17 protein-coding genes are annotated in these 25708 nt (G+C 69.6%); 3 read left to right on the top strand and 14 right to left on the bottom strand.

Translation table 11 applies throughout. The features are described from left to right. Window positions 1-79 precede the first annotated feature (79 nt). The 4 genes from ABD658_RS13835 to ABD658_RS13820 all read right to left on the bottom strand — a co-directional run bounded on the left by ABD658_RS13835 (window position 80) and on the right by ABD658_RS13820 (window position 5360). Window positions 80-1822, bottom strand: coding sequence for an ABC transporter substrate-binding protein (locus ABD658_RS13835; RefSeq protein WP_344683216.1), 1743 nt, complete (start codon window positions 1820-1822; stop codon window positions 80-82). 53 nt (window positions 1823-1875) lie between these two features. Next, complete coding sequence (locus tag ABD658_RS13830) at window positions 1876-3585, bottom strand: ABC transporter substrate-binding protein (protein WP_344683218.1); 1710 nt, start codon at window positions 3583-3585, stop codon at window positions 1876-1878. A 381-nt stretch (window positions 3586-3966) separates the two neighbouring features. Next, window positions 3967-4470, bottom strand: coding sequence for a DUF3817 domain-containing protein (locus tag ABD658_RS13825; RefSeq protein ID WP_311026121.1), 504 nt, complete (start codon window positions 4468-4470; stop codon window positions 3967-3969). After that, window positions 4470-5360 (bottom strand): SURF1 family protein, encoded by an 891-nt coding sequence (locus ABD658_RS13820; RefSeq protein WP_344683222.1) that lies wholly within the window; start codon window positions 5358-5360, stop codon window positions 4470-4472. Before ABD658_RS13820 ends, ABD658_RS13825 begins: the two co-directional genes overlap by 1 nt. 148 nt (window positions 5361-5508) lie before the next feature. Here ABD658_RS13820 and ABD658_RS13815 point away from each other — a divergent pair, with 148 nt between their 5' ends. Beyond that, window positions 5509-6153 carry a VOC family protein gene (locus ABD658_RS13815; protein WP_344683223.1) on the top strand — a complete coding sequence of 215 codons (645 nt, stop codon included), beginning with the start codon at window positions 5509-5511 and terminating at the stop codon, window positions 6151-6153. A 119-nt stretch (window positions 6154-6272) separates the two neighbouring features. Here ABD658_RS13815 and ABD658_RS13810 read toward each other — a convergent pair whose 3' ends face one another. From ABD658_RS13810 to ABD658_RS13780, 7 genes are all read right to left on the bottom strand, one after another. Next, entirely contained in the window at window positions 6273-7400 is a 1128-nt protein-coding gene (locus ABD658_RS13810) for a hypothetical protein (protein WP_344683224.1), read from the bottom strand. Between the two features lie 42 nt (window positions 7401-7442). Then, on the bottom strand, window positions 7443-8699 hold the full coding sequence (locus ABD658_RS13805) for a nucleotide sugar dehydrogenase (RefSeq protein ID WP_344683276.1): 1257 nt from the start codon (window positions 8697-8699) through the stop codon (window positions 7443-7445). Between the two features lie 213 nt (window positions 8700-8912). Further along, complete coding sequence (locus ABD658_RS13800; RefSeq protein ID WP_344683225.1) at window positions 8913-11255, bottom strand: hypothetical protein; 2343 nt, start codon at window positions 11253-11255, stop codon at window positions 8913-8915. 131 nt (window positions 11256-11386) lie between these two features. After that, window positions 11387-12640: a hypothetical protein gene (locus ABD658_RS13795; RefSeq protein ID WP_344683226.1), complete on the bottom strand. Its 1254-nt coding sequence runs from the start codon at window positions 12638-12640 to the stop codon at window positions 11387-11389. Then, entirely contained in the window at window positions 12637-15945 is a 3309-nt protein-coding gene (locus ABD658_RS13790; protein ID WP_344744821.1) for an acylphosphatase, read from the bottom strand. The genes ABD658_RS13795 and ABD658_RS13790 overlap by 4 nt, the downstream gene beginning before the upstream one ends. 138 nt (window positions 15946-16083) lie before the next feature. Then, on the bottom strand, window positions 16084-16530 hold the full coding sequence (locus tag ABD658_RS13785) for a hypothetical protein (RefSeq protein WP_344683232.1): 447 nt from the start codon (window positions 16528-16530) through the stop codon (window positions 16084-16086). A gap of 9 nt (window positions 16531-16539) precedes the next feature. Next, entirely contained in the window at window positions 16540-18231 is a 1692-nt protein-coding gene (locus ABD658_RS13780) for an asparagine synthase-related protein (protein ID WP_344744818.1), read from the bottom strand. A 111-nt stretch (window positions 18232-18342) separates the two neighbouring features. On the opposite strand from ABD658_RS13780, the gene ABD658_RS13775 reads away from it, so the two are divergent. Next, complete coding sequence (locus ABD658_RS13775; protein WP_344683235.1) at window positions 18343-19605, top strand: sugar-transfer associated ATP-grasp domain-containing protein; 1263 nt, start codon at window positions 18343-18345, stop codon at window positions 19603-19605. Between the two features lie 12 nt (window positions 19606-19617). Here ABD658_RS13775 and ABD658_RS13770 read toward each other — a convergent pair whose 3' ends face one another. Genes ABD658_RS13770 through ABD658_RS13760 form a run of 3 tightly spaced genes read right to left on the bottom strand, consistent with a single transcriptional unit; the run spans window position 19618 to window position 22885 of the window. After that, window positions 19618-20787, bottom strand: coding sequence for a hypothetical protein (locus tag ABD658_RS13770; protein WP_344744816.1), 1170 nt, complete (start codon window positions 20785-20787; stop codon window positions 19618-19620). Beyond that, the gene (locus ABD658_RS13765; RefSeq protein WP_344744814.1) at window positions 20787-22421 is read right to left on the bottom strand and encodes a glycosyltransferase; all 1635 of its coding nucleotides are present in this window, start codon (window positions 22419-22421) and stop codon (window positions 20787-20789) included. Before ABD658_RS13765 ends, ABD658_RS13770 begins: the two co-directional genes overlap by 1 nt. Window positions 22422-22429: 8 nt before the next feature. Then, window positions 22430-22885 (bottom strand): hypothetical protein, encoded by a 456-nt coding sequence (locus tag ABD658_RS13760; protein WP_344683243.1) that lies wholly within the window; start codon window positions 22883-22885, stop codon window positions 22430-22432. A 200-nt stretch (window positions 22886-23085) separates the two neighbouring features. Between ABD658_RS13760 and ABD658_RS13755 the strand changes: the two genes are divergently transcribed. Further along, window positions 23086-25542, top strand: a complete 2457-nt coding sequence (locus ABD658_RS13755) for an ATP-binding protein (protein WP_344683245.1) — start codon at window positions 23086-23088, stop codon at window positions 25540-25542. Window positions 25543-25708: the final 166 nt, after the last annotated feature.

The raw sequence follows: 25708 nt of genomic DNA, 5'->3' as shown, positions 1-25708 counted from the left end.
GCAACCTGATCCTCGACCACCACAGCCGCAGCAGCACCACGACCTGGCTGAGTCCCCGGACTGAACTGCGCAGACGTCATCAGTCACCCTCCGTCTCAGAGTCCTCAGCATCAGAGTCCTCAGCATCAGAGTCCTCAGCATCAGAGTCGAGCAGGTCGCCCTCCTCCTCGAGCTCGTCGAGCATCTCCTGTCCCCGCTGATAGGCCTCATTGGCCAGCTCGACGTAGTCAGCCATGTTCCGCGCCTCAAGCTCGGCCACATAGGAGTCCCAGTCCTCCAGGTCACGCTGTCCCAGGATGAACTGAGCCGTGGCCTCGTTGACCTGGTCGGTCAGCGAGTTCTGCCAGAGGGAGGCCTGCTCGATCTCCAGCTCGGAGAAGGGAATGTTCGGCTGCATAGGCAGCTCCACCTTGTCGGACATCTCCTCCTGCAGATGGACTGCTTCGTCGCTCATCAGGGACAGGAAGATCTCTGTGTCTGAGCCGAAGTTGTGGGTGAAGACCCCGTTGTAGAAGCCATAGTCCACCGATAGGTGCTCTTCAGCATCCGGATTGAAGTCCTTGATCCCGACGTTCTCGGCGAGCTCCCTCTCTCCGTCCTCGTTGATCTCATACGTCTCCCCCTCCACGCCCCAGGCGCCGAAGACCAGGCCCTCGTCCGAGTAGTAGAGCCAGTCCAGGAACTGCAGCACCGCGATGAAGTCATCCCGGTCCGCCAGGTGTGAGGCGAGCACCATGCCGACGTCGAACCGTCCCCCGGCGGCGACATTGTCCCCTTCAGGACCGGCAGGCACCCGAATCATCCGCACCTCGGCGTCGTCCTCGCCGATCTCTTCGAAGGCAGTGCGCAGAGCACTGAGCTCCTCCTCATTGGTGGAGATCATCGCCGACTGCCCGGAGGCGAACTTCTGCACCGCGGAGTCGTCGTCCTGGGTCAGCGACTCCGTGTCGAGCAGGCCCTCCTCCATGAGCCCAGAGAAGTACTCCAGCATCACGCGGTACTCATCCGTGGCGCCGGTGAAGACGAATTCGTCGGCATCGGCGTCGTAGTAGAGGCTGTTGCCCAGCCCCCACCCGCCGGCGGTGTCGAAATTGGGCCCGGCGAGGTTGAGGGTCGCGTTCATCTCCCATCGGTCGGACCACGGGATCATGTCCGGGTGGGCCTCGGCCACCTGAGCGAGCTGATCCTGAAGTTCGTCCCAGGTCTCCGGGTCCTCCAGACCCAGGTCCTGCCAGATGTCGTCCCGGACGGCCAACGTCCAGTTGTGGAACGGGTCCTCGCGCAGCCCGGGCAGGATGTAGGCCTTGCCGTCGTCCTGCCGGAGGTTGTCGAACTCCTCCTGCAGATCCCACCTTTCCAGCTTGTCGGTGAAGTTCGGCATGTAGTCCAGGTAGTCGCTCACCGCCAGAAGCGCCCCTCCGGAGATGTAGGCCGTCTCGTGTCCAGGCCACATCACCGGCACGTAGTCGGGGATCTCCCCCGCGCCGATCAGCACAGACCGCCGATCCTCGAAATCGCTCAACGGGGTGACCACAGGGTCCAGGGTGACTCCGTGCTCCTCCTCCAGGTGCTCAAGGATCAGCCAGTCGTCCTGCAACGAGTAGTTGGGATGGTCCCGATAGAGGAGCGAGACCGTGATGGGTTCGTCAGCCACGAAGGTGTCTCCGGCGCTGAAATCCTCCATCGCGCCGACCCCCTGGGCCTCCTCATCGACCTCTGGGGCCTCGTCATCGGCGGCGCCCCCGGAGCCGCAGCCGGCCAGCAGCAGGGAGGTCACCCCCACTGCGGCGGCTGTCCTCTTCCAGTGCGAGTCCTGTGTCATGTCCTGCCCCTCTCGTCCTGCTCGAACGTCTGAACCTCTGCCGTGTCTTCGATCTACTCCTCGGTGTCCCCCTCGGCGTCCTCGTCGATCTGCTCGTCGATCTGCTCCTGGGCCCGCTCATAGGCCTCATTCGCCATGTCCACCAGGGACTGCATGTTCAGGCTCTCCAGTTCCGAGACGTAGGAGTCCCAGTCGTCGAAGCTGCGCTGCCCGAGGATGAACTGGGCGGTGGCGGTCTGGACGTGGTCGGTCAGCGTGGTGGACCACAGGCCCAGCTGTTCCAGCTCCAGGTCCGTGAACGGGTGCGCCGGCGTCACCGGGCGCTCCTCCTTGTGCTGCATGCTCTCCTGCCACTCGATGACGTGGGGACGCAGGCCGGAGTGCACGAACTCGGTCAGCGAACCGGCGGCGTGCATGAACGGCTGGTTGTGGAAGCCGTAATCACGCAGCAGGTGCTCCTCCGCGTCCGGGCGGAGGCTGTTGATGTCGATGTTCTCGTCCAGTGCGATCTCACCGTCGGCGTCCCGCTCGTAGGTCTCGCCTTCGATGCCCCAGGTGGCGAACTCGAGGCCGTTGTCCGAGTAGTAGAGCCAGTCGATGAACTGCAGCAGGGCCAGGAACGTGTCCTCATCGGCGACGGAGCCAGAGATCATCAGGCCGGAGTCGAAGCGGGCTCCGCTGTGCACGAAGTCGCCGTCGCGTCCGCCGGGGATGGGGATCAGGCGGGCCTCCGCCCCCTCGGTGCCGAGTTCCTCGAACCCTCGGTGGTAGATGGTCGTGGACTCGTCGTTGCCGCCGATCACGAAGGACTCCCCGGCTGAGAACTTCTGCTCCGCCATCTGGTCGTCCTGCGTCATGGTCTCGGCGTCCATGAGGCCCTCCTCCACGAGGCCCGCGAAGAACTCCAGCAGCTCGCGGTACTCGTCGGAGGCCCCGGCGTAGATGAACTCGTCAGCGTCGTGGTCGAAGTACAGGCCCTGCCCATAGCCCCAGCCGGCGACCGTGTCGAAGTTGGCCGAGGCGATGTTCAGGGTGCTCTGCAGCTCCCAGCGGTCGGACATCGGCGTGATGTCCGGATAGGCCTCCTTGACCTCCCGCAGCTGGTCCGCCAGTTCGTCCCAGGTCGCGGGGTCCTCAAGTCCCAGCTCATCCCAGATGTCCCCACGGACCACGAGACTGAAGACGTAGAACGGGTCCTCCCGGAGGCCCGGGAGCATATAGGCCTTGCCGTCCTCCTGACGCAGGGCGTCGAACTCGTCCCAGAGTTCCCACCGGTCCAGCTTGTCGGTGAAGTTCGGCATGTAGTCCAGATAGTCGCTGACCGGCAGGACCGCGCCCCCGCTGAGGTAGGGCACCTCCTGACCCGGGTACGTGACCGGGACGAAGTCCGGCATCCCCCCGGCGCCGATGAGCAGGGAACGTTGCTCCTCGAAGTCGCTCAGCGGAGCGTCGCGCAGGCTCAGGGAGACATTGTGCTCCTCCTCCAGCTGCTCGAAGAACATCCAGTCCTGGTCGAGGCCGTGGTCGGGGTTGTTGCGGTAGAGCAGGGAGAATTCGACGGGTTCGGTGGCCACGAACGTGTCGTCGACGCCGAAGTCCTCCATGGCACCCTGGCCCACCTGGTCTTCATCGAGCTCGACGCCATCCTCCTCGGCGGTGCCGGCTCCCCCGCAGGCAGTGAGCAGCAGGGCTCCCGTGATGCTCAGGGCAGCGGTCCTCCATGGAAGGGTCCTCCAGGGACGGGTGCGCACGGTATGCCTCATGGTGCGGTTCCTCTCAGGTGCGGTGAATCAGGTGCGGTGACACAGATGCAGGGAAAAGAGCAGCGCCACGGTCTTGGGAATTTGTTGTGACATGAGGCACAATAATGTCCGGGACGCCGTTGTGCAAGAGGTCACAGCGAGGGATTCCATCGATGAAGCGAGACGTCGATGGAGCGCCCCGGTATGCCTGATTCAGCTTCTGACCAGGGGTTTCCTGTCTGTCAGCACGGAAGGAGCCGCCATCGGTCCGAGAGAGCACGGCGGTACGACGACGGCGCCCCCACCACGTCGGTGAGGGCGCTGCATGGCAGCCGGAGCACGGGCCGCCAGGAGAGGCTGGCGGGCCGATCGGCGTCCGATCGTCAGCGAGTCACAGGCGGTTCAGTATCGCCGCACGGCTTCCGGGTTGGCCTCGATGTCCCGGCGCACCTCGGCCGCGATCCGACGCTCCACGATGAAGCTCAGGAACGGCACCACTCCGCCCAGCACGATGGTCACCAGGCGGGAGAACCGCCAGTTCATCAGGAACCACAGACGGAACCCGGCGATCACGTAGACCACGTAGATCCAGCCGTGGATCACCGCCGTCCAATAGGAGATGCCGGTGCCTCCGCTGACCGACTCCTTCGGATGGAAGCCGAGCGTGTTGGCCGTACCCTCGGCGGTGGTGCCGCCGGCGTAGAGCTCATAGCCGAAGCCGTAGTCCATGATCATCTTGGCCACCAGGATCAGCAGCATGATGCCGGTGGTGAAGGCGAAGACCTTGTAGAAGGTCAGCGAGCCGCTGATCTGCTGCATGGTGCCTTGGAAGCGCCGCTTCTGGGGCCGCTTCGGCGCGGCAGGCACCTCGGTCACCTGCGGGGCGTCTCCAGTGTTCTCAGGCATCACGTGTCCTTCTCATCGAGCTTGCGTACCGCCTCCGCGGTGGCGGTCTCCTCCGCCTCCCGAGGGCTCTGCCCCGCGGCGACGGCGGCCAGGTACTCCTGCTTCCACTGCTGCTCCCACTCCGTGTCGAGCACCGCGGCCTCCTGTGACTTCTCATGGGCGTCCTTGACCAGTCGCCACCACAGGAAGAAGGCGAAACCGGCGAATACGACCCACTCCACGGCGTAGAAGAGGTTCAGCCAGTTCACGGAGGATCCCTCCGGCTGTGGTCCGACCCAGACCGGCTCCAGAGGGACGGTTTCGGCCTCGGCCCCGATCTCGTGGCCGGACGCGTCGACGACGTCGAAGGCGACCACGAATCCGGAGTAGGAAGGCAGATCCCACACGTTGATCAGCTCCGCCGGGGACAGGCTGGCGAACACGTGGGCGGCCTCGCGCTCCCCGGCCACGGGAGCTTCAGGCGGCAGCAGGCGCCCGCGCAGCTCGAGCTGCTGCCCCGCAGGGGGCGCGTCCACGGCGTCGACGTCGTCGGTCCAGCCGCGGACCACGGGGATGACCTCACCGTCGGGGGCGCCGTCCACTGCGAAGGCGGCGACGGTCCACCATCCGGGCTCACCGTCCTGCAGCCGCTCGGAGATCAGCACCTGCGAGTCCTCGACGAACTCGCCGGAGAAGGTGACGATCCGATCCGCGTCCAGGGCGGTCATCGCACGCTGCGGCGCGTACACCTCGGTCAGCGGCGCGGGCTCCTCGGTGACCTCCCGGGAGGGTGTCTCCTCGGTCCGCGACTGGCCGAACTGCCAGGCACTGGCCACGACGAACACCGTGGCCAGGATCAGGGCCAGGGCGAGCATCGCGATCCATTTGGGCTGCAGCGCGGTCTTGAGCACCCCACCAGGATACGCGGGACAGCAGGGCTCGGATCACCGCGTCCGAGAATGTTTCTACGCCTGGTAGAAGAATGGGGATCAGGCGCCTCCTCGTCACGGAACCGCTCTCGATTGGTGACGAAGCCCACGCTGGTGTCAGTATGGACCCATGATGCGCTTGGATCACGTCTCGTATGCGGTCGGCCCGGATGGCATGGATGCCACGGTCGCGAGGATTGTCGGTCAGCTGGGCGTGGAACGCGTCAAGGGCGGTATCCATCCGCGCTTCGGCACACGCAGCTCGATCATTCCTCTGAAGAACCGCCAGTACCTGGAGATCGTCGAGGTCCTCGACCACCCCTCCGCCGACAAGGCACCGTTCGGCCAGGCCGTGCGGAACCGCTCCCAGGTGGGAGGCGGCTGGATGGGATGGTGCGTCACCGTCGACGACCTCTCCCCCTTCGAGGACCGGCTGGGGCGCAAGTCCGTACCCGGCAATCGGAAGTTCCCGGACGGCCAGGAGCTCACCTGGCAGCAGATCGGCATCAAGGGGCTCATCGCAGACCCCCAGGTGCCCTACCTGCTCCGCTGGGACGAGGGCACCGAGGACCTGCATCCCTCGCAGGCCTACCCGCCCGAGGCTGAGCTCATCCGCCTGGCCATCGCCGGGTCCCCGGACCGCGTGGCCGACTGGCTCGCCTGCCCCAAGGCTGACCCGTTCGAGGACGTCGAGGTCGACTGGGTGGCACCTTCCGGCACACCGGGCATCATGTCCGCCACCTTCCGGACCCCCGCGGGCGACGTCACCATCTGAGGCGGCCGGCTCCGCACCCGTCTGACACAGCACATACACATCGCATATCGCACAGTGGGCGGGGCTCCCGGTCTGGGAGCCCCGCCCACTGTCGTCTGTGCCGTCTCCCCGGCGATGCGTCAGGCCGGGGCCGGGGCGGAGACCACCCTCAGGATCGCCTGGGCTGCCTGCTCGGCACCGTCCTCCGGCATCCGCGCCAGGCCGGATGGAACCCAGCCGCGCCCGTCCATGAGCTCCAGCGCCTCGGTGAGTCGGGAGCGCAGGGCGTCCATGTCCTGCGGGCCGTCCAGCTCCGCGTGATGCCCCCACCCCGCCTCGGCGCACCGGGCCGCGCGGCGTCGCAGCGCCTCCTGCTGGTCGGGCCGGAGACGACGGCGGGGCCGCTCTGCCGCCCCGCGGATGGGCCTCTCACTCCCGGGCCCCTCGGTCAGCCAGAGGGTCGGGATCCTGGCGGGCGTCCAAGTGTGCATGGCTCGGTGTCCCGGCACGGCGAGGGCGCCTACCGTGCGGGAGACCAGCTCCGCGGTGGCACCTCCGGAGATCCTCTCGACGCCGGGGGCGGTTCGACGGGCTACGGCAGAGTCCAGCAGGGCGACCCTCCACTCGGGGCGGCGGGACGCGAAGAACTCCAGGGCTGCGTCCTCCACAGCCGCGGTGGTGTCGGGGCTCAGCCCGGGCAGGTCCAGGACAACCGTCGGAGCTCTGGTCTCGCCGGGCTCCGAGCCGGCAGTGAGGCCACCACCGGTGGCGCCCCGGACGGCGGCGTCGAGCAGTGGAGCCGTCGTCGCCGCCGATTGCGCACCGTCCTCAGTGATCTCGCCGAGAATCACCGGGGTCGGCGTGCTGCGGGCCGTCAGCTTTCCGCCGATCGGTACCTCGGCGGCGGAGGTCAGGCGCACGTGGACCGTCGGATGGGCCCTGTCCAGTCGCTCCAGGAGCCGGGAGGGGAGGTCACCGTCGACCACCAGCACATCCGGGGTGAATCCGCTCATCAGCCGGTCTAGGCGAGGCATCAGGTAGTCCCGTTCCCAGATCTCGGGGTCGGCGTTGAGGCTGTGGTGGGAGGCGATCCGCTGCAGCGGGAAGCGCGGCTCCTGCGGGCCTGCGGCCACCTGCCCGGCGAGTGTGGCCATGACGACGTCGGCCTCCGCCGTCAGGTGCTCCCCGATACGGGTGAGTCGGCGCAGGGTCCCGGTGACGACGTCGTCGTCGCTGAGCAGCAGCACGCGGCGGCGCGGATGCGTCATGGTCTGTCCCTTCGTCTCGGCCGGTCAGTCACCGAGTCCTCCTCAGAGTCGCTCGATGTCATCAGAGATCGTCGCCCCACGAGTATCGAAGATCAACCCCCCAGCCCGCCTGACAACCTGCCCGATCGCCTCCAGATCATAGACACCATGCGGCTGCAGAATCACCACGACATCCGCTCCCCCAAGCGCCTCCTCCAGATCAGGAACCCGCTGCAACACCCCACCATCGACATGCCAAGACTCCACATACGGATCATGGAACCGCACCTCAGCCTTCTTCTCAGCAAGCACCTTCGCCACCGGCACCGCCGGAGACTCCCGCTGATCAGCAATGTCAGGCTTATAGGTCACCCCCAACAACAGGACCGTGGAACCATTCAGCGGCTTACCCACCTCATTGAGCGCATCCCCCACCCGCGACACCACATACTGCGGCATCGAATTATTGATCTCCTGAGCCAACTCCACAAACCGGAACTGATACCCCAGAGTCTTCCGCACCTGAAAACTCAGATAATTCGGATCGATCGGAATGCAATGACCCCCCACACCAGGACCCGGAGTGAACTTCTGGAACCCGAACGGCTTCGTCGCCGCCCCCCGGATCACCTCCCAGATATCAATCCCCAGATCATGACAGAACCGCGCCATCTCATTGACCAGAGCGATATTCACATGCCGATACGTGTTCTCCAACAACTTCGCCGTCTCCGCCTCCTTGGTACCCGACATCGGCACCACCTCAGCCACAAACCGCGAATAGAACGCCACCGCCGCCTGAGTCGCCTCAGCAGTCAACCCACCCACCAACTTCGGCGTATTGGTGATCCCAAACCGCGTCGACCCAGGATCCACCCGCTCCGGGGAATAAGCCAGCAGAAAGTCCCGACCATGCACCAGACCCGAAGACTCAAGAATCGGCAGCACCACACCATCGGTGGTGCCCGGATACGTCGTCGACTCCAGAATCACCGTGGTCCCCGGACTCAGATGCTCCGCAATCGTGCCCGCCGACGCCTCCACCGCCCGCAGATCCGGACCACCCTCCTCACTGAGCGGAGTCGGCACACAGATCACCACCACCGACGCCGACCCCAACACCTGCGGATCAGCAGAGGCCCAGAACCCCTGCGAGAGCATCACCGCCACATCCTCGTCACTGAGGTCATCGACATGAGAGACGCCCGCGTTCAACTGGGCCACCAACGACTCGGAGACATCGAAACCCACCGTGCGGATCCCCGCGGCCACTGCGGCCTGAGCCAAGGGAAGACCCACATACCCCTGCCCGACGATCACAGCCGGTCTGTCCGGGAAGGGTTCGTTCTGCTCCGCGGAAGAAGCCCCGGCGGGAGTGTTCGATGCGTCTGTCACGTCAGTCCTTCGGTCTCATAGCGGCCCCTGGCGATTCCCAGCAGAGGCGTCATATGGACACCCCACTCTATCCTTCGGGTCACGCAGGATATGGATATGCACCGCCCTGCTCGGTGGGATCGGTGCAGAATCCTCCGGCTACGACTGTAGAGCACGCACATGGTGAGCGACCAACGCCTCCACGACGGCCCCATGCTCACCCCACCCGTGACTGACAAACTCATGCACTGGAGGGTTCACATGGATCGCGAGGAGTTCATATGCGGTTTCATCGCCCGAGCGCTGCGCCCGACCATCAGCCAGAATGTGGGCCTCTGCCACATCAAGACCTGGGATGGCACCGACCGCGCGTTCTGCGGCTTCCACCCACTCACGTCCCGTATCAGCGTGCGTGAGGCCCGAAGGCGGGATGATCGCCACCGACTCCCCGTGGCTGACTAGCACGCGCCACAGGTTGGATGACTTGTGCCGCCTGACCAGGAGCCCTGACGTGCCTTCCTCGCACAGCAATCGCCACGTACGGTGGAACGCCTCTCGGTCGTTCGGGTCGACGAATCGTGGTCGCTGCGCGTCGACCTGCATCGTGACGGCCGGCGCGTCTAGCAGGCGACGCCGGCTACGCTCGGCGACTGCTTCAATGTCCTTCGGCCGACGCCGGAAAGTCTTCGCTTCGGCTTCGTACTCGACGCCGGCTTCAGCCATCACATGCCTCATAGCCTTGCGGGATTGTGCCAGGGAGACACCCGCCTTCCCCGTAAGCATGGTGAACCCGCGCCACACCACGGTCACGAGATCACCTCGCACCGCCTGGATGTAGTCGGGAGCTAGCCACTCCACGGAGAAGCCGGCTGACTCGAGAGCCTCGGCCCACGTCATCGTCGTTGGGTGCCTCTTGGCTGAGACGATGCCCTGCGAATGTCCGGTGGGCGGACGAACGCTATGTGGTGACGGCGAGCCAACCGACCTGTGCCGCGATGGCAGCTCGTGAAGATCGAGAATCGCGCCGACGACATTACGTGGCCGCCCAGAGGCAGGGAAATGGTGACCGCCCACACCCGGCTGGTGATTCAGCTCCACCACGATGTAGTTGTCCGGCGCAGCCGGCTGACTGAAATCATGCGCCATGATGTCAACCCCCGCCACCTGCAGGCCTGGGATTGCGCGCACAGCCTGCACGGCCACATCCCCGTAACTAGGGTGCGTTTCATCCAACGCCTCATGGCTGGCTGCACCGGACGACAAACCTGCCTTGTGGTCGATCACGTACCTCTCCCCGATACCGAGGACCGTACTGAGGGTGAGCCCGGCCTGCGCCAACCTGTCGATTCGGTGAGGGTCCATGCGAACGAGCCGCGACCAGAGGTGCGGGCTCGCCCGCCGTTCCAGATTCCGGCGGCGTAGAAGCTGCTGGATGGTGCTGGTGCCGTCTCCTACGAGTGTCGGAGGAATTCGGCGCACTACGCCGCGGACTGCGCCTCCCACGACGCTGAACCGAGCTTCAGAGCCGGTGAACTGCTGTTCGACAAGGACAGAACCCTTCTCGCCCGCAGTCTCCCGAGCCAGGTCCCACGCTCGCCGCAGTCCGGCCTCATCGACGACCCCCACCGTCACCCCACGCCCTTTGGAGCCGTTGGAGGGCTTGACCACCAGTCGAGAGTGTTTCCGGAGAAGAGACTGAGCAAGTGAGAAGTCCTCCTCACGGCGACAAGCCACCCCTGGGGCGACTGAGACGTCACGCCGTTGCAGGAGCAACCGTGCAAGGTGCTTATTGCCGGCCCCTTTGTGTGCCGTATACGGTGCGGTGTCGCTGCTGGAATACAGGTAGGCGTGGCGGCCCTCTTGAGATTCGGTGAGGACGAGGTTGTTGTCCAGAACCGAGACTTGGAGGCCTCTCCGACGGGCTTCGTATTCGAGGATCTGCGTGACATCGCGCAACGTCGAGCGCACCGCGAAATCAGGGGCGGCTCGCTCGACCCAACCAGGCGCGACGAAGTCGGGCCGCGCTGGCAACTCGGCAACACCACCCTGATCGTCGATGTCCCACTGGAGTGCCACTCCACCGATAGGGTCCGAAATGAGCTGAACGCGGGCGATCAAGTCGGTCTGTGACTCCGCTTCCAGCAGCCCCTCTGCGTAGGCCTCGCTCAAGCGCTCTGCCGCCTCAGCCTCTCCTGTCCCACAGAGGTGGAGAGTCGCAGTCGACGGCGTCCCCGTCGCCGACCCGGTCTCCAGCGTCACTCGCACGTCCGGCCAGCGTTGCGCGGAAGGAATCGACACCACGTCCCGCCCGGCTGCCCGGGTGAGGCCGAGGACATCACCGCGCGCGATCCCGATCGCCATATCGCATCCGGCCCCGACCACGTGAACGCCTGGGGCCGCGACGACGATCCGCGACGATTCGCAAGTGCACGTCACAGCTTCTCCTCCGGTGAATGGAACAACGCGCTCCAGGCCGTCGCTCAGGAAAAACAGGGTCAACATTCAGACTCTCACGAGTTTTCTGAGTATCCCCTGACTGCGCGACGCGTGTCGCTCCGGAGACCGGCGTCGAAAGTAGCGCGCCTGCCACGTCACCCAGCACACGTGGGCCCCAGCCCCACGTGCGGTGACAGCTAGCCGACCGGCGTCGCGCCCAGCGAGAAGCCCTCCGCCCCAGTAACGCCCGCGCGCCGGGAGTCCACAGCCATGAGGTGCTCACCGGTGAGGTTACCGGCCACGGCGAGCTCGTTGAACAGGGCGACGGCGGCGGCCGGGCCCTCCAGGTGCCCCGCGGCGATGCCGCCGACGACGTCCTCCGCGACGGCGTGGCCGCGCAGTCCCGCAGCGCTCGCGGCCTCGTGGACATGCTCAAGGAAGGCGTCCATGACGGAGACGCCCTCCCACCGCACGTCGAGAGCGACCTCGGCCTGGGGCTGCGGCAGCGTCCCCTCCTCCGTCCGGGCCACGGTGCTCTCCAGGAGGCGGCGAGCCAGCAGCAGCGCCTCCTCGGGGTCCCGGGAGGCCTGCATGGCCAGCCACGGCCGCTCGGAGACGTCCACGACGGTGACGTCCTGATCCTCTCGCGCCACCTCGGCACCCCGGCTGAGCACCACGTCCACAGCGATGACGGCCAGGCCCGGGAAGACCTCCGCGACCTCCCGCGCATGCGCCACCAGACTGGGGTGGACCTCCTCGAACAGCTCCCGGCCGCCGTCGAGGCCCCACGCCCCATCGGGTGAGCTGAAGGCGGAGACCACCGCCCCGCCGATGAGCAGGAAGCGCAGGAACTCTCCCCGCACGTGCTCCTCCACCAGGTACCGATAGTTCTTGCGGGTCCTGGTCTGGTCGTCCTCGCGCGGGGTGTGGATCGCGGTGAACGCATAGGAGGCAGTCGTGTAGCCCGGTCTCAGCTGCGGAGCGACCCGGAGATCCCGGATGCCTTCCAGCAGCTCCTCGGTGCCGGCGATGCCGGTCCGGGTCTCGATCGTGTTGTCTCCGACCATCGGCTTGAGCACCACGGGAAAGCCTCGACGCTCCGCGAAGCCCAACGCTGCGCGAGTGCCGCCTCCGATCGTGAACGTCGCACCCTCCGGAACCCGGATCCGGTGCTGCTCCAGCATGGCACGGCGGACACGTCGGTCCTGGACCAGCGTGGCCGTGGAGAGCTGCGTCTGCTGCGGCACGCCGTGGGCGAAGGAGCCCCCGTCCAGTGCCCCGCCCTCGTGGGTGAGCAGCAGGGCCTGGCCCGGGAAGAGCAGCGTCCCGCGTCCGGCCTGCAGGGCGGCGGTGTGGACGAGCCACCCGTCGATCAGCTCGGCCGGGCAGTCAGCGGCCGACGGCATGGCGGGCCGATCGGCGGCTGCCGGGTCGTGAGGTGAGGTGGTCATCGGCTCCCCTTCCGGATCAGGCGGGCGCTGCGTCGCTTCACGGCGGAGGCGATGCGGGCGGGATCGCGCAGCACGCGAGCCGCACGCCTCGGATGGCGCAGCGCACGCAGCGCCCGGGTGCGCAGGCTGCGGGGCGTCGACCGTCCCCGGCCGTGGCGCTGCCGCACCTCGAACCCCTCCACGCCGGGGTCCGGCACGTGGACGGTGGTCACGGAGGTCGGCCGGGCGCGGCGCGGGCCCAGCACCGCGGCGGTGGCCAGGGCCGCGACGGCGTCCGTCGGCCCGGACACGACCGCCTCGACCGAACGGTCGGAATGATGGCGGATCCACCCGGTGCAGCCATACTCGGTGGCGCGGCGGGCGAACCAGCCGCGGTAGCCGACGCCGACCACGCGTCCACGGGCGCGGATGCGCACACTGAGCCGTTCGGCGCGCTCTGGGAGGGTCTCCAGTCCGAACTCGCCGGCGGCGCGGCTCAGGAACTGGCTCGAGACGCGCCGCGGCGTGCCGAACATCGGGTACTCCGCCACCGGCAGGGCCGCCACCGCGTTGAGCTCACAGATCGCGCCCTCCTGCTCGTGCAGGGGACGCGTGTGGTCCTCCAGCAGGAAGTCCACACCGCAATAGGCCAGTCCCGGCACGGCCTTCACAGCCTTGATGGACGCCTCGATGATGCTGGGGTGCAGGTCGTCGAGGATCTCGATGGAGTCCCCGCCCTGGGTGAGGTTGTTGGCGCTGTTCAGGAAGACCCGTTCGCCGGCCGGGATCACGCTGGAGGCGTCATAGCCGGCCTTGGCGATCTCGTGGCGGGTGGTCGCGTTCCACTTCAGCTTCAGGGTGGCCAGGTGCGAGTTCTGCTTCCGGGCGGCGTTCTTGGCCAGGATCAGCTCGATCAACGTGGAGGTGCCGTCCCCCACCACGGAGGCGGGGACCCGCTCGACGGCGGCCACGACCTCGTCCCCGAGCACCATGATCCGGTAGTCGCGTCCGTGGACATGCTTCTCCACGATGAAGTCACCGGAGCCCATCACCGACTGCCGCATCCGCTCCAGCGCGGAGCGCAGCTCCTCGGGTCCTTCGATGTTCGCGGTCACACCCACACCCATGGAGCCGGCCGCAGGCTTGAGCACCACGGGGTAGCCGATCCGCTCGGCGAACTGCAGAGCACTGCCGGCGTCCCCGTTGCTGAAGGTGCGCCCACGCGGCACCGGGCATCCGCTGCGGTCCAGCAGGATCCGCGTGGACTCCTTGTGCCGGACGATGGAGGCCGCCACGACGCTGGACAGGGGCCACCGAGCGGTGCGGAAGGACAGCGGCGGGCGGACGCCGTCGTCGGCCTGGAAGGTGGACTTGTTGAACCGCCGGGTGTTGAGTCCGTAGGCCAGGGCCTCGCGCTCCACGATGTGCCCGTGTACGGCGTAGGAGCCCATGGGCCGGATGTAGTCCACGTCGTCGTAGGTGCGGGCGGGACGCCCCTCCAGAGTGGGGGCGGGCGGCGTGGGGTAGGTGGCGTACTGGACGACGGCGCCCACCAGGTTCTCGTAGCAGAGGTCGATGCCCAGTCCGGGCACCTCGGAGACCACCACCTGGTGCAGGACCTCGTCGGAGTCGTACTCGGCCTCGTGCTCGGCCTCGTCATCCTCATCGTCGGCGTCGAGGACGCCCTCCTCCTCGGCCTCGTCCTCGTCGTCGCCGACACGGGCCGCTCGGCGGGCCGCCTGGAAGACAGCGTCAGGGTCATCCGCCTCGGTTTCGTCGTCAGCATCGCCGTCGGCATCGTCACTGGCGGAATCGCCCTGAGCATCGTCAGCGTCGCCATCGTCTGGCTCAGCGTCCTCAACGTCCTCAGCGTCCTCAACGGTCCTCATGAGGTCGAGGCCGGCCTCGAGCCCGTCGCCGTCGGCGCCCTCCGCAAGGGCGTCGTCATCGGTGGGCTCCTCGGCGCCCTCCCAGCCGAAGTCCGCCTCCTGCTCGACCGGACCGTCCGGCCGACCAGGCCGTCCCAGGGCGTCCTCCGCCGCAGCCTCGGCTGCGGGAGTGTCCGCGGCGTCTGCCGCGGCCTCCTCGGCGGCGAGACGGGCGGCCTCCTCAGGATCGAGCACGCGCGTGGTGATCTCCACCTGTCTCTCCACTACGGCGGCCAGGCGCGCCGCGTCGACGCGCGGCAGCGCCAGCGCCAGGTGGCGCAGCGCGGAGGTGGTCAGTCGGCTCGCGCCGACCATGCGGGTCAGTGCGATGGTCGCCTCCGGGTGGACGCGCAGGGCCGCGTCGGCCAGATCCATGCTCTCCAGCAGACCTCCGGCCTGGGCGGGACGGATGGTGACCGCACGGAGCCCGCCCCGGCGGTCGGCGTCGACGACGTCGCCGGCGTCCCACACGGAGGAGTCCCCCATGATGCGCAGGTCCACCTGCCCCCCGCGGGCGCGGCGGGTGATCCGGTCCGCCCGCCGCTGCAGAGACGCCAGCTCATCGCCCTGATCACCGGGCACCGGCTGGCCGAGCACCACCTGGCCGGGCAGACGTCCCTGGGCCATCTCCCGAGCGATGCGACCCACCAACCGATGGGCGCCCTCGCGGCTCAGCGTACCCGCCACGGTGATCCACAGGGGCCGTTCGAGGTCCTGTCCCGTGTGCTGTCTGTTGGCGGCCGAGACCACGTCCAGGAAGGACAGGGCGGCGTCGACGTCGGCAGGCACCGTCACCCGGGTGTGGTCGTACCGCTCGCGCTGCACGTCGAGCCGGTCGACCACACGCTGCAGGTCGGCCCGCGGCGAGACGGTGCTGGGAGCCAGCGGGGCCGCGTCACGACGGCGGCCCAGCAGGTCCGCCAGGGGCATGTCATGGATACGGGCGGCCAGGTCCAGCAGGGCCACCTCGAGGCCGAGCAGGGTGCCGCGGAAGGGCCGCGGGTGCCCCGCACGGCCGTGATCGACGGCCAGCACTCGCAGCCGGGCCATCGTCTGGCGGACGAAGCCCACCGAGTCAGCGGTGGTGGTCACCGGCAGATGAGTCCCCTGCAGGGACTCGACCGCCGCGCGGGCGAAGGTCCAGGCGTCGCCGGCATCGTCGCCGGTCCGACCGCCGCGCGGCTGCCCTTCCCCGTGCCCGCGGACCTCCGTGCCGTCGGCGGTGACGGCGCCCAGGGCGATGATGATATTGGTCGGACGTCCTGAGGACCGACGACGCGGGACGCGGTAGCTCATCGCCCGGGCCAATGTGATGCAGGCGGTGCCGTCGTCGGGGGCGGGGTGTCCCGCCGTGTCGGCGTCAGAGTGGGTCATCGTCTCAGCGGCGCTCTCGTCCATCGGTCTCCTGGTGCTGTTCCGCCGGGGTCGGCGGCGCGTCGGATCGGCCGTCGCGGGCAGTGATCAGACCGCAGCGATGCTACCACCGGCAGATGTCCCGGCCTGGGCACCGCGCGGGGTCGGTCATCCACCGCCTGGTCAGCGCCCCGAGCCCGGTGATGCTGACGCCGGCCGACCACGCACCCGGCGGACGAGACGCCGGACCACACGCCGGAGCAGCGGGCCCCCATCCGCGGCCGCCCGGGCGCGCTCGGCCTCCCGACGGGCCCGCTCCTGCTCCCGCTGGGCGCGCACCGCCTCACCCGCCGCCTCGAGGGTCGGGGCCAGAAGCATCCGCTCCGGTCCGACGCGCTCGCGGACCTCCTGCTGCAGGGCGGCCTCGGTCGACGTCGGCACGGCGACGTGCGTGACCACAGCGGCCACCGGCACGGACAGGTCCTCCGCCCGGGTGACCCAGAGGACGGACGGCGCCCCCTGCTGCTCGGCCCGGACGAGGTCGTCGACGAGGTGTGGGTCGAGCGTCTCGGAGTCAAGATGGCGCGGGTCCAGCATCAGCGGTGCCGCCAGATCGGCCTCAGGGGTCATGGCTCCTCCTCAGCCGCGCAGCAGCGGGGTCGGGTCGGTCTCGGTCAGCCGGTCCTCATACCGGCGCAGCCACAGGGCCAGCAGGGCGAGTCCGCGGATCAGGTGCTGAGCCCGAGTGCGGGCGAGCTGGCGACGCCACAGCTCGGCGTCGCCGTCGCGCAGCTTCTCCCCCAGCAGGACGGCGGCCGGGGAGCCCAGGATCAGCTCCCGGTACCAGACGGCGGCGTCCAGAGCCGCTCCACGGCGCACATGTTGACGCACCGTGGTCAGATCCGCAGCGGTGGGGATCTCCCCGAAGGAGGGGCGCACCCGGCGCAGCAGGTCCGGATACCAGCCGCCCTCCCGCTTGGACTCGTGGGTCAGCCGCAGCGCCTGGGAGACCACCTGGTGCGCCATGATCGGCACCGCCGTCGGCCGGCTGCCGCCGAGCACCGCGGCAGGCGCCATGCTGATCCCGGGCAGGGTGCGGGTCAGGTAGGCGGTGAGCGTGGCCCCCTGCGGATGGTCCGCCAACGGCTCGGCGATGCGCGTGTAGTCCTCTCGGCCCGCGGCGGCCAGCCGGTCCGCCGCCCCCGGAGCCAGCAGCTCCTCGGCCACCTGGAGGTAGCGCGCCAGGCGGCCGAACCGGGTCTCGAGGAGCCGCTGCGGCCCGGCACCGTCGGCGAGCGCCTGGGGGTCGTCGGGGAATCCGCCGCCCAGGAACACTCCGCCGCCGAGTCCGTCCAGCACGGTTCCGGCCTGGGCGGCCAGCTCACGGGCCACGGGCATCAGCCACACGTGGAATGAGGCCTGGTGGCCGGTGAGCTCGGCGTAGTCCAGGAAGTCCTGGCTGAATCCGTCGTGCCGGCCGGAGACGATCCGCTGACGGATGCCCAGGTCGGCGGCGATGCGGGCCGCGGTGAGCTCCTCCAGGGTGGTGCCGGTGTCGGAGCTGGTGGTCCAGGCGGTCAGCGCCGCCGGGGCCGCCCCGGCGGCGACGGCGGCCTCGCGGGCCAGACCGGTGAGCATGCGGGAGTCGCGCCCGCCGGAGAGCATGGGCTGCAGGGGGCCGCCCGCGGCGTGCTGGCCGACCTGGTCGCGCAGCGCGTCCACGACGTCACCGGTGAGCTCCTCGGGCGTCAGTCCGGGCTCCGGCGTGATCTGTTCCCAGGGCCAGGCGGTGCGGCCGCTGCGCGGGGAGCCCCCGGGGGCGACGTCGAGGTGTTCCATGGGCCCCAGGCGGCGGATGCCGGAGACGGTGGTGCGCCCGGCCAGCGGGGCGCCGATGCCGATGATCTGGGCCCACCCGTTCCAGTCCGGAGTCAGCGGGCCCGAGGCGGTGTCCACGAGGAGGTCCAGTCGGGTGGCGAAGTAGACGGCGTCTCGGGTCTGTTCCACGTAGAGCGGCTGCACCCCGGAGAGCGAGGAGTGCAGAACGGTCGTGCCCTCGGACGTGCGGGCCACCCCGGCGACGTCGCCGTCGCGGGCGGCCTGCTCCCAGCTCCCGGACAGTCCCAGCGCCGCCGGATCCGGGGTGGCGGTGGAGAATGCCCAGGCCTCGCCCGTCGTCGCCGGGCGGGGGCGGAGTCCCTGACTGCCGATGAGCAGCAGGCCGGGGCGTTCGACGACGACCTCGCCGCCGCCCGCGGCACGCGCCATGCGCCGCACGCGCTCCGAGTCTCCGGCGCCGAGCATCCCGCAGACTCGGGTCGTCTCTGCCACAGGGCCTCATCTCAGGTCGGCGTCTCAGGTGCGTCCTCCCGAGGCCGGGGCCACGGGTTGGTACGATCCTAACGCTCGAGTACCCCCTTCACCTGGAGGCGACGACACCCCATGGACTCCGCTCGGGAATCCTCTGCCCACCCCTCGGAGGGCGCCGCCGACGGCGCAGCCGGCCAGGGTGCGGCCCGCCCGGCGACATCGCCCGCGCCTCCGGCCCCGTCCCTTCCGCGCAAGGTGGTCCGCAAGTCCCGGCAGATCGCGCGACGCGCCGGTCAGAAGCGCCGCAACTGGCGCAAGGAGCTGCGCAAGTCCCGGCGCTGGGCGCAGGACTATCGCAAGTTCCTCCGCAAGGAGTTCCGCTGGGAGACCTCCCCGACGATGCGGCGCCCCCAGTGGTGGGCGCAGGGGTTCCTGTCCCGGTCCGTGACGCTCTACGACCTGCCGAACGCGGACCAGCAGGACTACGTCACGGACGTCCAGCGCTACACCCGCACCAAGCGCATGGTGCATGAGCATCTGCAGGAGATCCTGGACAACAAGTTCTCCTTCTTCCTGCTGATGAACCAGCTCGGCTTGGACTCCGACGTCGTGCCCCTGCTGGGCCTCTATTCGCGCGGTGAGGTCGCCGTCTTCCCACACGACGACCAGGTCCCGCTGCGGGAGTTCCTGCAGACCCGTCTGGAGGTGGATCGTCGGGTGTTCGTCAAGCCGCTGCGCGGCGCCGAGGGCCGGTTCGTCGTCGCGATCCGACGCACGGAGGACGGCTGGCGGATGAACGGCCGAGACTGCGACTTCGAAGAGGTGGCCTCCTGGATCGAGGCCCGGCCCAAACCGATGCTGTTCGAGGCGGCGGTGCCCCAGGCCCCCGAGCAGGCGCGGCTGAACCCGGAGTCCACCAACACGCTGCGGGTGCTGACCATGCCGGACCTGACTCGGGGCAAGGAGCCGTTCGTCGCCGTGGCGGTCCAACGGATCGGCACCGGCCGTTCCAATCATGTGGACAACTGGACCCAGGGGGGCTTGAGCGCCAAGATCGACCTGGAGACCGGGAGGCTGTCCCGTGCGGGTCAGCTGCCCGACGACCACACTCCGGTGTGGCACAGCGTGCATCCGGATTCGGGGGCGCAGATCGAGGGCGCCCTCGTCCCGTTCTGGGAGGAGACCAAGGCGCTGGTGCTCGACGGCGCCAAGCGGCTGAGCTTCATGGAATACATCGGCTGGGACATCATCGTCAGCCCCACCGGCCCGGTCATCCTGGAAGCCAATGTGAACTCAGGGATGAACGTGCTGCAGGTCCACGGCCCGCTGCTGGCCGACGAGCGGGTGCGACGGTACTTCGAGAAGCGCGGCGTGGTGCCGAAGAGGCGCGACTGAATCGGCCGCCGATCAGAGCGTGGTGGCCAGGTGGATCCGCCGCAGCCGGTCCAGCGCCGAGGGCAGCTCGGCGGCTCGGATCCGAGTGGAGGCGCCGTAGGACATCTGCAGCCGGGCGGTCCAGCCGGTCCCTTCCGCTTCGGGGCGCTGGAGCACCACGACGCCGTCCGTGCCGGTGGTCTGCGCGTCAGCCTGATCGGTGATCAGCAGCACCGGCCCGGCCGCCTGGACGGCCTGGAGCAGGCCCTCGCCTGCCGCGCGGACCAGCGCCTGGTGCAGGCGCACATCGGCAGGCTTCGTCCCGCCGGAGCCGGTCAGCCGAGCCACGGTCCATCCGGACTCCGCGGCCCAGCCCTGGAGGGCCTGCCCGGCCGTCTCCCCGTCGGCCACCAGCACACCGGCGCCGGGCCCGGCGAGCGCGGAGACCTCCGCGGAGAAGCCTCCTCCCGGGCGCACCCGACGGGTGATGCCGTCCTGCAGTGCGTCGACCCACCAGCCGCGCAGGGACTGCTCCACGCCCCCTGCCGCATCCTCGGCCGCGGTCTCGCCGGCGCCGTGCAGCGCCAGCGACTCGCGGGCCAGCTCCCCAGCGGTGTCGAGGATCTTCTCCGGAGCACGGGTGAAGGCGCCCACCCGGGCCACCTCGGCCAGCACCTGGCCGGGAGTCTCGGGCGCGAGCACCAACGAGGCCCCGTACTGACGCCGCGCCCACTCGAGGTGGTCGACGGCGGCGGGCAGCCAGTTCTGCTCCTGCAGAGCGGCCCAGTCGGCCTCTCCCAGCAGGTGCTCCACCGTCCAGTCCACTGTGCGGATGGGTTCGGCAGTGGGCACGTCGGTGACGACGACGGCGCGGAAGGCATACGTCGCCTCCCGGATGATCTCCACGGCCCGGGTCAGCGCGGCATGCAGCGACGCCGTGCGTCGGGTCATCACCGCCAGCACCACGGGCAGCTCGTAGAACGTCTGCGGGCGCAGAGTCCCCAGCGGAGCGAAGTCCATGGTGGAGGGCACGGTGAGCACCTTCTCCCCATGGCGGGCCCGGGCCCAGGACTCCAGGCTCACGGACCAGGACTCGGTCGGCACGACGCCGCGGAGCTCCTCATCTCGCGGGGCGCCCTGCTCGGCACTGTTCGACGGGGCGCTGGCTGAGGGGGCACTGTTCGACGGGCCGGAGGTCGGCATCAGCGGGTCTCCTGTCCGGGGGTGACGATGGGCTGGGAATCACGGGCTGCTGGAAGGGCGGAGGCCGATGACATGCCCACCTCCGCAGGCGCCAGCACCCGGCGGAAGCAGCTGGCGGTGCGCGGATCCGGGGCGACGTCGTCGCCGCCCACGCCCCGCACCCAGATCCCGGGGATGTCGGACCATGCCAGAGCCCGCAGCACCGCGTCCGGCACATGCTCCCCCACCACGGTGACCTCACCGGGTCGGTGCGCGCGCAGCAGGCGGCGCAGCCCGTCCTGCAGGTGGCGCTGCCAGGTCTGCTCATCGGTCCGCAGCCCGGCCGCGGTGCTGAGCTGCAGCACCGACGTGCCCGCTCCCCCGCCGCCCGCCGCGCCGGCGGGGTGCGTCGCACGTCGGCCGGGCGTGTCGGTCAGCTCCACCCGGAGCACGGGGCGCCCCTGGTGCAGATGGGCCTGGGCGGCGTCGAGGAGGTCGGTCTCCGCATCGGCGGCGATCAGCAGGGCGGGGCCGGGGCGGGCGGGCAGGTCGTAGGGATCGGCGGGAGCCGCGACGCCCGGCGCCTGGACCCCCAGCTCCTCGAGCCGACGGATGTGCATCTCCGGGCTGAAGGCCAGGGCGAAGTCCTGAGCGCGGGCGGACTGGGCGAGGAACTTCTCCCGGTCCGCGCGGTACTCGTCCACCAGGCCACGGACCTCCCGAGGGGAGGCATAGAGGGCGGCGTCGCCGAAGAGCTCCTCCAGGTACGGGGGCATGATCGCCACACAGCCGGCCGCGAGAGCCTCCATCGCGGCCCGCCCGAAGGCCTCCTTGAGGTCAGGGTGGTGCATGTAGACCCAGAAGTCGATGCGCTCCAGAAAGTGCGTGGGCTCCTCGCCGCCGAACTCGATGACATGCCAACGGGACGGCACATAGCCGAGCTTGTGCTCAGCCACCTGGGCACCGCCGAGGATCTCCACCTGGTAGTCGGGGGAGTCCGGATAGGCCTGCAGGATGTCCTTCCCGGTGGCCGGCCACTTGCCGGGCTGGGGGCGGGAGTGCCGTCCGATCACCGGCCGATCGCCGATGAATCCGGCGCGCCGGCGCACCTCCCCGGTGGTGCGGAAGATGTTGACCCAGTCGGTCTCGCGCAGCGGGACCCGGGTGGTCTGGTCGAGCACGGTCTGGCGCACCACCGGCCCGATGGGCGCCCACACCGGCTCCACACCGAAGAGACGGCGGATCCGGGCGTCGGTGGCCTCGACCGGATAGTGCCAGGTGTCGGCGGCGTCGACGGCGGCGTGGTTGACCACGATGATCACATGATCCGCGGTGAGCCCCTCGAAGGCGGAGAGGGTGCTGTAGATGACGGTGGGGTGCCTGATGATCAGCACCCGGGCGTGGAGCCTCGCCCGGGCGGAGGCGATCCGCACCCCCGGCAGGTCCAGGATGCGCTGGATGTGGGTGCTCCACGGATTGGGGTAATTGGTGATCGAGCCCGCCGCGTGGATCAGGGCGGTGCTGATCCCCGCCTCCGACTGGGCTCGGACCTCCTCGGCGATGCTGCTGGTGGTGCCGCCGGGGAGGCGGAAGTCCGAGAGGATCGCGACGTCGACGTCGGGGGTGTCCGCGGGGCCGGCCGGGACTGGAGCCATGGCCGCCCTCAGCCCTGCTCGGGAGTCCGCGGGGCGGCCGAGACGTCGGTCGCTCCGGTGGAACCGCCGGCGCCGCCGGGGAAGGACTCGTCGAACAGCCGGCGGCGCATCTGGGCCTGGGCGGCCTCCTGCTGCTGCAGCAGCTTCGCCAGGCGCTGTTCATTGGCCCCGTGGGCCTCGAGCTCCTCCCGCACGCCGGCGATGACGTCCTCCGGGGAGATCTCCGGACGCGGTTCGCCGACCCGTCCCTCGTCAGAACGGGTCCTGGTGCGCAGGACGGCCCGGTGGATCACCGCGGCACAGCCGGCGATGAGCCCCTGAGTGGCCAGCAGCAGCACGACCAGCCCCACCGTGTCCTGGCCCAGCAGGATCGCGACGACGCCCCCGAGGGACACCACCGCCGTGGCCGCGAACACCGCGAGCAGCAGGCGCATCCGGCGCAGTCGCCGACCGATCATCATCACCTGTCCCACTCTCCATGGTTCGTCCGGAATCGACAGCATCATTCATATCAGAGCCGAGGCCCGCCGCGTCGCCGCCGCACCGCGTGGAGAGGCGGCTCACAGCCACTGATCAGGACGGGCGGCCACGTCGTGCCGCAGCATGCATCGCACGGTCAGCGGACCTCCAGCGACCACCCAGGATCCGGCCCCATGATGGCGACGTGACGGAACCCCATGTCTACGAGATCGCTGCGCACATGGCCCCCTTCGGGAAGCGGCCGCTGAGCACCGTCCTGCTGGAGCGCGAATGCCTCCGGCACGGACTCACCACGCTGCGCAGCGGCGCCCTCACCTTCACCGCCGCCGACCCGGCCGGCCGGCGCATGGCGTTCTCGCGGACCGGCTCGGTGCTGAACTCGAACCCGGCGGCGCCGGTGGCGCGGAACAAGCAGTCCACCCGGCTGCTCCTCGAGCAGGCCGGTGTGCCGACCCCGCGGGGCCGACGCTTCTCCCGGACCGGACTGCAGGCCGCGTTGGCGTTTGCGGAGCAGATCGGCTGGCCGGTGGTCTGCAAACCCGTCGAGGGGGCTGAAGGCCGGGGCGTGGTGACCGGCATCCGCGATGCCGAGGAGCTGCGCTGGGCATTCCGCGCGGCCGTTGATGCGGCTCGCGGGGCCCGGGAAGTCCTGGTGGAGGAGCACATCGAGGCCGAGGCCTACCGGGTGATCGTGCTGGAAGGGGTGGCCGTCTCCGCGCTGATCAGCCGACGCGGCGCCGTCGTCGGCGACGGTGGGCACACAGTGGAGGAGCTCATCGACGCCCGCCAGCGCCTGCGCGAGATGAACCCGCATCTCATCGGGCGACCCATCCCCCGGGGTGAGCCGTTGGAGCGGCTGCTGGCCCGGCAGGGCGCCGCCCTCGACACGGTCCTGGAGCCGGGCGTCCGGGTGGAGTACTCCTACGGCTCGAACACGCACCAGGGCGGAGAGCATGAGCAGGTCCTCCAGGACATGCACCCGTCCCTGATCGATGCCGCCTGCCGGGCGGTTGCCCAGATCCCGGGCCTCGGGTCGGCCGGAGTGGACTTCCTCATCGAAGACATCTCCCGACCCGTGGACCAGCAGCGGGCCGCGATCTGCGAGATCAACTCGGTGCCGGCCATCGACTCCCATGAGTATCCCGTCTACGGCCCGCCTCTCCCGCTCGCCGCGCAGATGGTCTCGCGGGCCGCCGCGGCGGCGGGCCTGCGGCTGAGCACGCCGGAGAGCGACGAGGCCGAAAAGACCGAGAAAGCCGAGAAGGCCGACACCCTCAGCGTGGAGATGACCATCACCGGACGGCTGCCGCGACGCGAGCACGCCGAGTGGTTCACCGACCAGGCCCGTGCGATGGGACTGCGCGGCACGTATCGTCGCCTCGACGAGCGCACGGCGCGGGCCGTGGTCGCGGGCCCGGCCGAGCATGTGGGCGTCTTCCTGTCGTTGGCCTATGAGGGGTCGGCGCGCTCGACCGTGCGCACCATCGAGTCACGCCCCTGCCCGACCCCGGCGGAGAGCGGCTTCGCCGTGCTGCCCGACGGCGCCCCGTCGGTCTCCACTGCCGAGCCGCTGCCGGAGGAGGCCGCCCGCGGCGCGCTGCGCGGTCACGAGGAGGACACCTGGCTGGTCCACACCGCCCTGCTGGAGGCCGGGCTGAGCACCCGAGCGCTGCCCGGGGGCTCTCTGGCCGCGTCGCCCCGCGGCACCCGTCCGGGCCCCCATGTGCCCTCGGTCCCCTTCACCCACATGCGGTCGGTGGGCGCCACCTTCGGCGGCGGGTCGATGACCCGGGATCGTGCAGTGCTGTGGCCGGTGCTGGAGGCCCGCGGGGTGCCGACGCCGCAGTGGCGCCGGTTCCGCGTCGGTGCCGTCGAGCTGATGACCGAGTTCGCCGAGACCCTCGGCTGGCCGGTGGCGATCGGGGCGCGCGGCAGCGCGGACGACGCCGTCGCCGAGGATGCGGCCGCCTTGGCCGCCGCCGCACGCGTGAGGGCCGAGGAGGGACGACGCTCCGTGATCGTCTCCTCCTGCCGACCCGGTCGACGCGTGGATCTGCTCACCACGGAGAGGGCCGTGTTGGCCGCGGTGGAATCGGGACCCGACGGCGGCACCGTCATCCCCGTGGAGCGGCTCTCCCCCGGGCTGCGCGGGATGGCGCTGCGGGCCTTCGCCGAGGTCCCCGGTGTGTCGCTGGCCCAGGTCCGACTCGCCGTCAGCGACCCGGAGGCTCCACTGGGGGCACAGCAGACCGTGGTGGTCGAGGACATCGCGCCGCCGCGGCCGCTGAGCACGTTCAGCGCCGGCGGGTACCGCGATGCGCTGTCCCTGGCCCGCACGCTCGTCGGCCAGGAGCTGGACCGTGCCGGACTCGTCGACAGGGACGCCGGCACGGAAGCAGGACAGATCGAGCAGACCCGGCAGCTGGTGGCCCTCGGGGTCCCGGCACCCGAAGAGGCCGCTCAACGGCTGGAGGACCGCGCCGCCGTCGTCGGCTGCCGGTGCGACGCGGCCCAGGTCGACCGCGAGGAGGCCACGTTGCGGGCGGAGGTCTCCGGCCGACCCGCCGAGCTCGCGCTGCTCGCCTGCCTGCTCCTCTCCTCGCGCAGCGGACCCCGGGCCGACGCCGTGCTGCTGAGCTGACGGCGGGGCGGTCCTGGTGGTGAGGCCTCTCCGGCGGGCCGGCCCTGTCACCGACGCGCGTTAGACTCTCCTCGCAGGCATCACGACGGTCCTGCCCCGGCCCCTCGCCTACCGGCGCGGTGGGCGGGTTTGTAGACTGACAGCGACTGTGGCCGGCTCAGGGGCC

Source organism: Nesterenkonia aethiopica (assembly GCF_039534665.1).
Lineage (GTDB): Bacteria > Actinomycetota > Actinomycetes > Actinomycetales > Micrococcaceae > Nesterenkonia > Nesterenkonia aethiopica.
This window is presented reverse-complemented; position numbering and strand designations above follow the sequence as displayed.

Coding starts and splice junctions, on each gene's coding strand:
- ABD658_RS13835 (WP_344683216.1), bottom strand. CDS start 1,822: ATGACACAGGACTCGCACTGGAAGAGGACAGCCGCCGCAGTGGGGGTG.
- ABD658_RS13830 (WP_344683218.1), bottom strand. CDS start 3,585: ATGAGGCATACCGTGCGCACCCGTCCCTGGAGGACCCTTCCATGGAGG.
- ABD658_RS13825 (WP_311026121.1), bottom strand. CDS start 4,470: ATGCCTGAGAACACTGGAGACGCCCCGCAGGTGACCGAGGTGCCTGCC.
- ABD658_RS13815 (WP_344683223.1), top strand. CDS start 5,509: ATGATGCGCTTGGATCACGTCTCGTATGCGGTCGGCCCGGATGGCATG.
- ABD658_RS13810 (WP_344683224.1), bottom strand. CDS start 7,400: ATGACGCATCCGCGCCGCCGCGTGCTGCTGCTCAGCGACGACGACGTC.
- ABD658_RS13800 (WP_344683225.1), bottom strand. CDS start 11,255: ATGTTGACCCTGTTTTTCCTGAGCGACGGCCTGGAGCGCGTTGTTCCA.
- ABD658_RS13795 (WP_344683226.1), bottom strand. CDS start 12,640: ATGACCACCTCACCTCACGACCCGGCAGCCGCCGATCGGCCCGCCATG.
- ABD658_RS13790 (WP_344744821.1), bottom strand. CDS start 15,945: ATGGACGAGAGCGCCGCTGAGACGATGACCCACTCTGACGCCGACACG.
- ABD658_RS13785 (WP_344683232.1), bottom strand. CDS start 16,530: ATGACCCCTGAGGCCGATCTGGCGGCACCGCTGATGCTGGACCCGCGC.
- ABD658_RS13775 (WP_344683235.1), top strand. CDS start 18,343: ATGGACTCCGCTCGGGAATCCTCTGCCCACCCCTCGGAGGGCGCCGCC.
- ABD658_RS13770 (WP_344744816.1), bottom strand. CDS start 20,787: ATGCCGACCTCCGGCCCGTCGAACAGTGCCCCCTCAGCCAGCGCCCCG.
- ABD658_RS13765 (WP_344744814.1), bottom strand. CDS start 22,421: ATGGCTCCAGTCCCGGCCGGCCCCGCGGACACCCCCGACGTCGACGTC.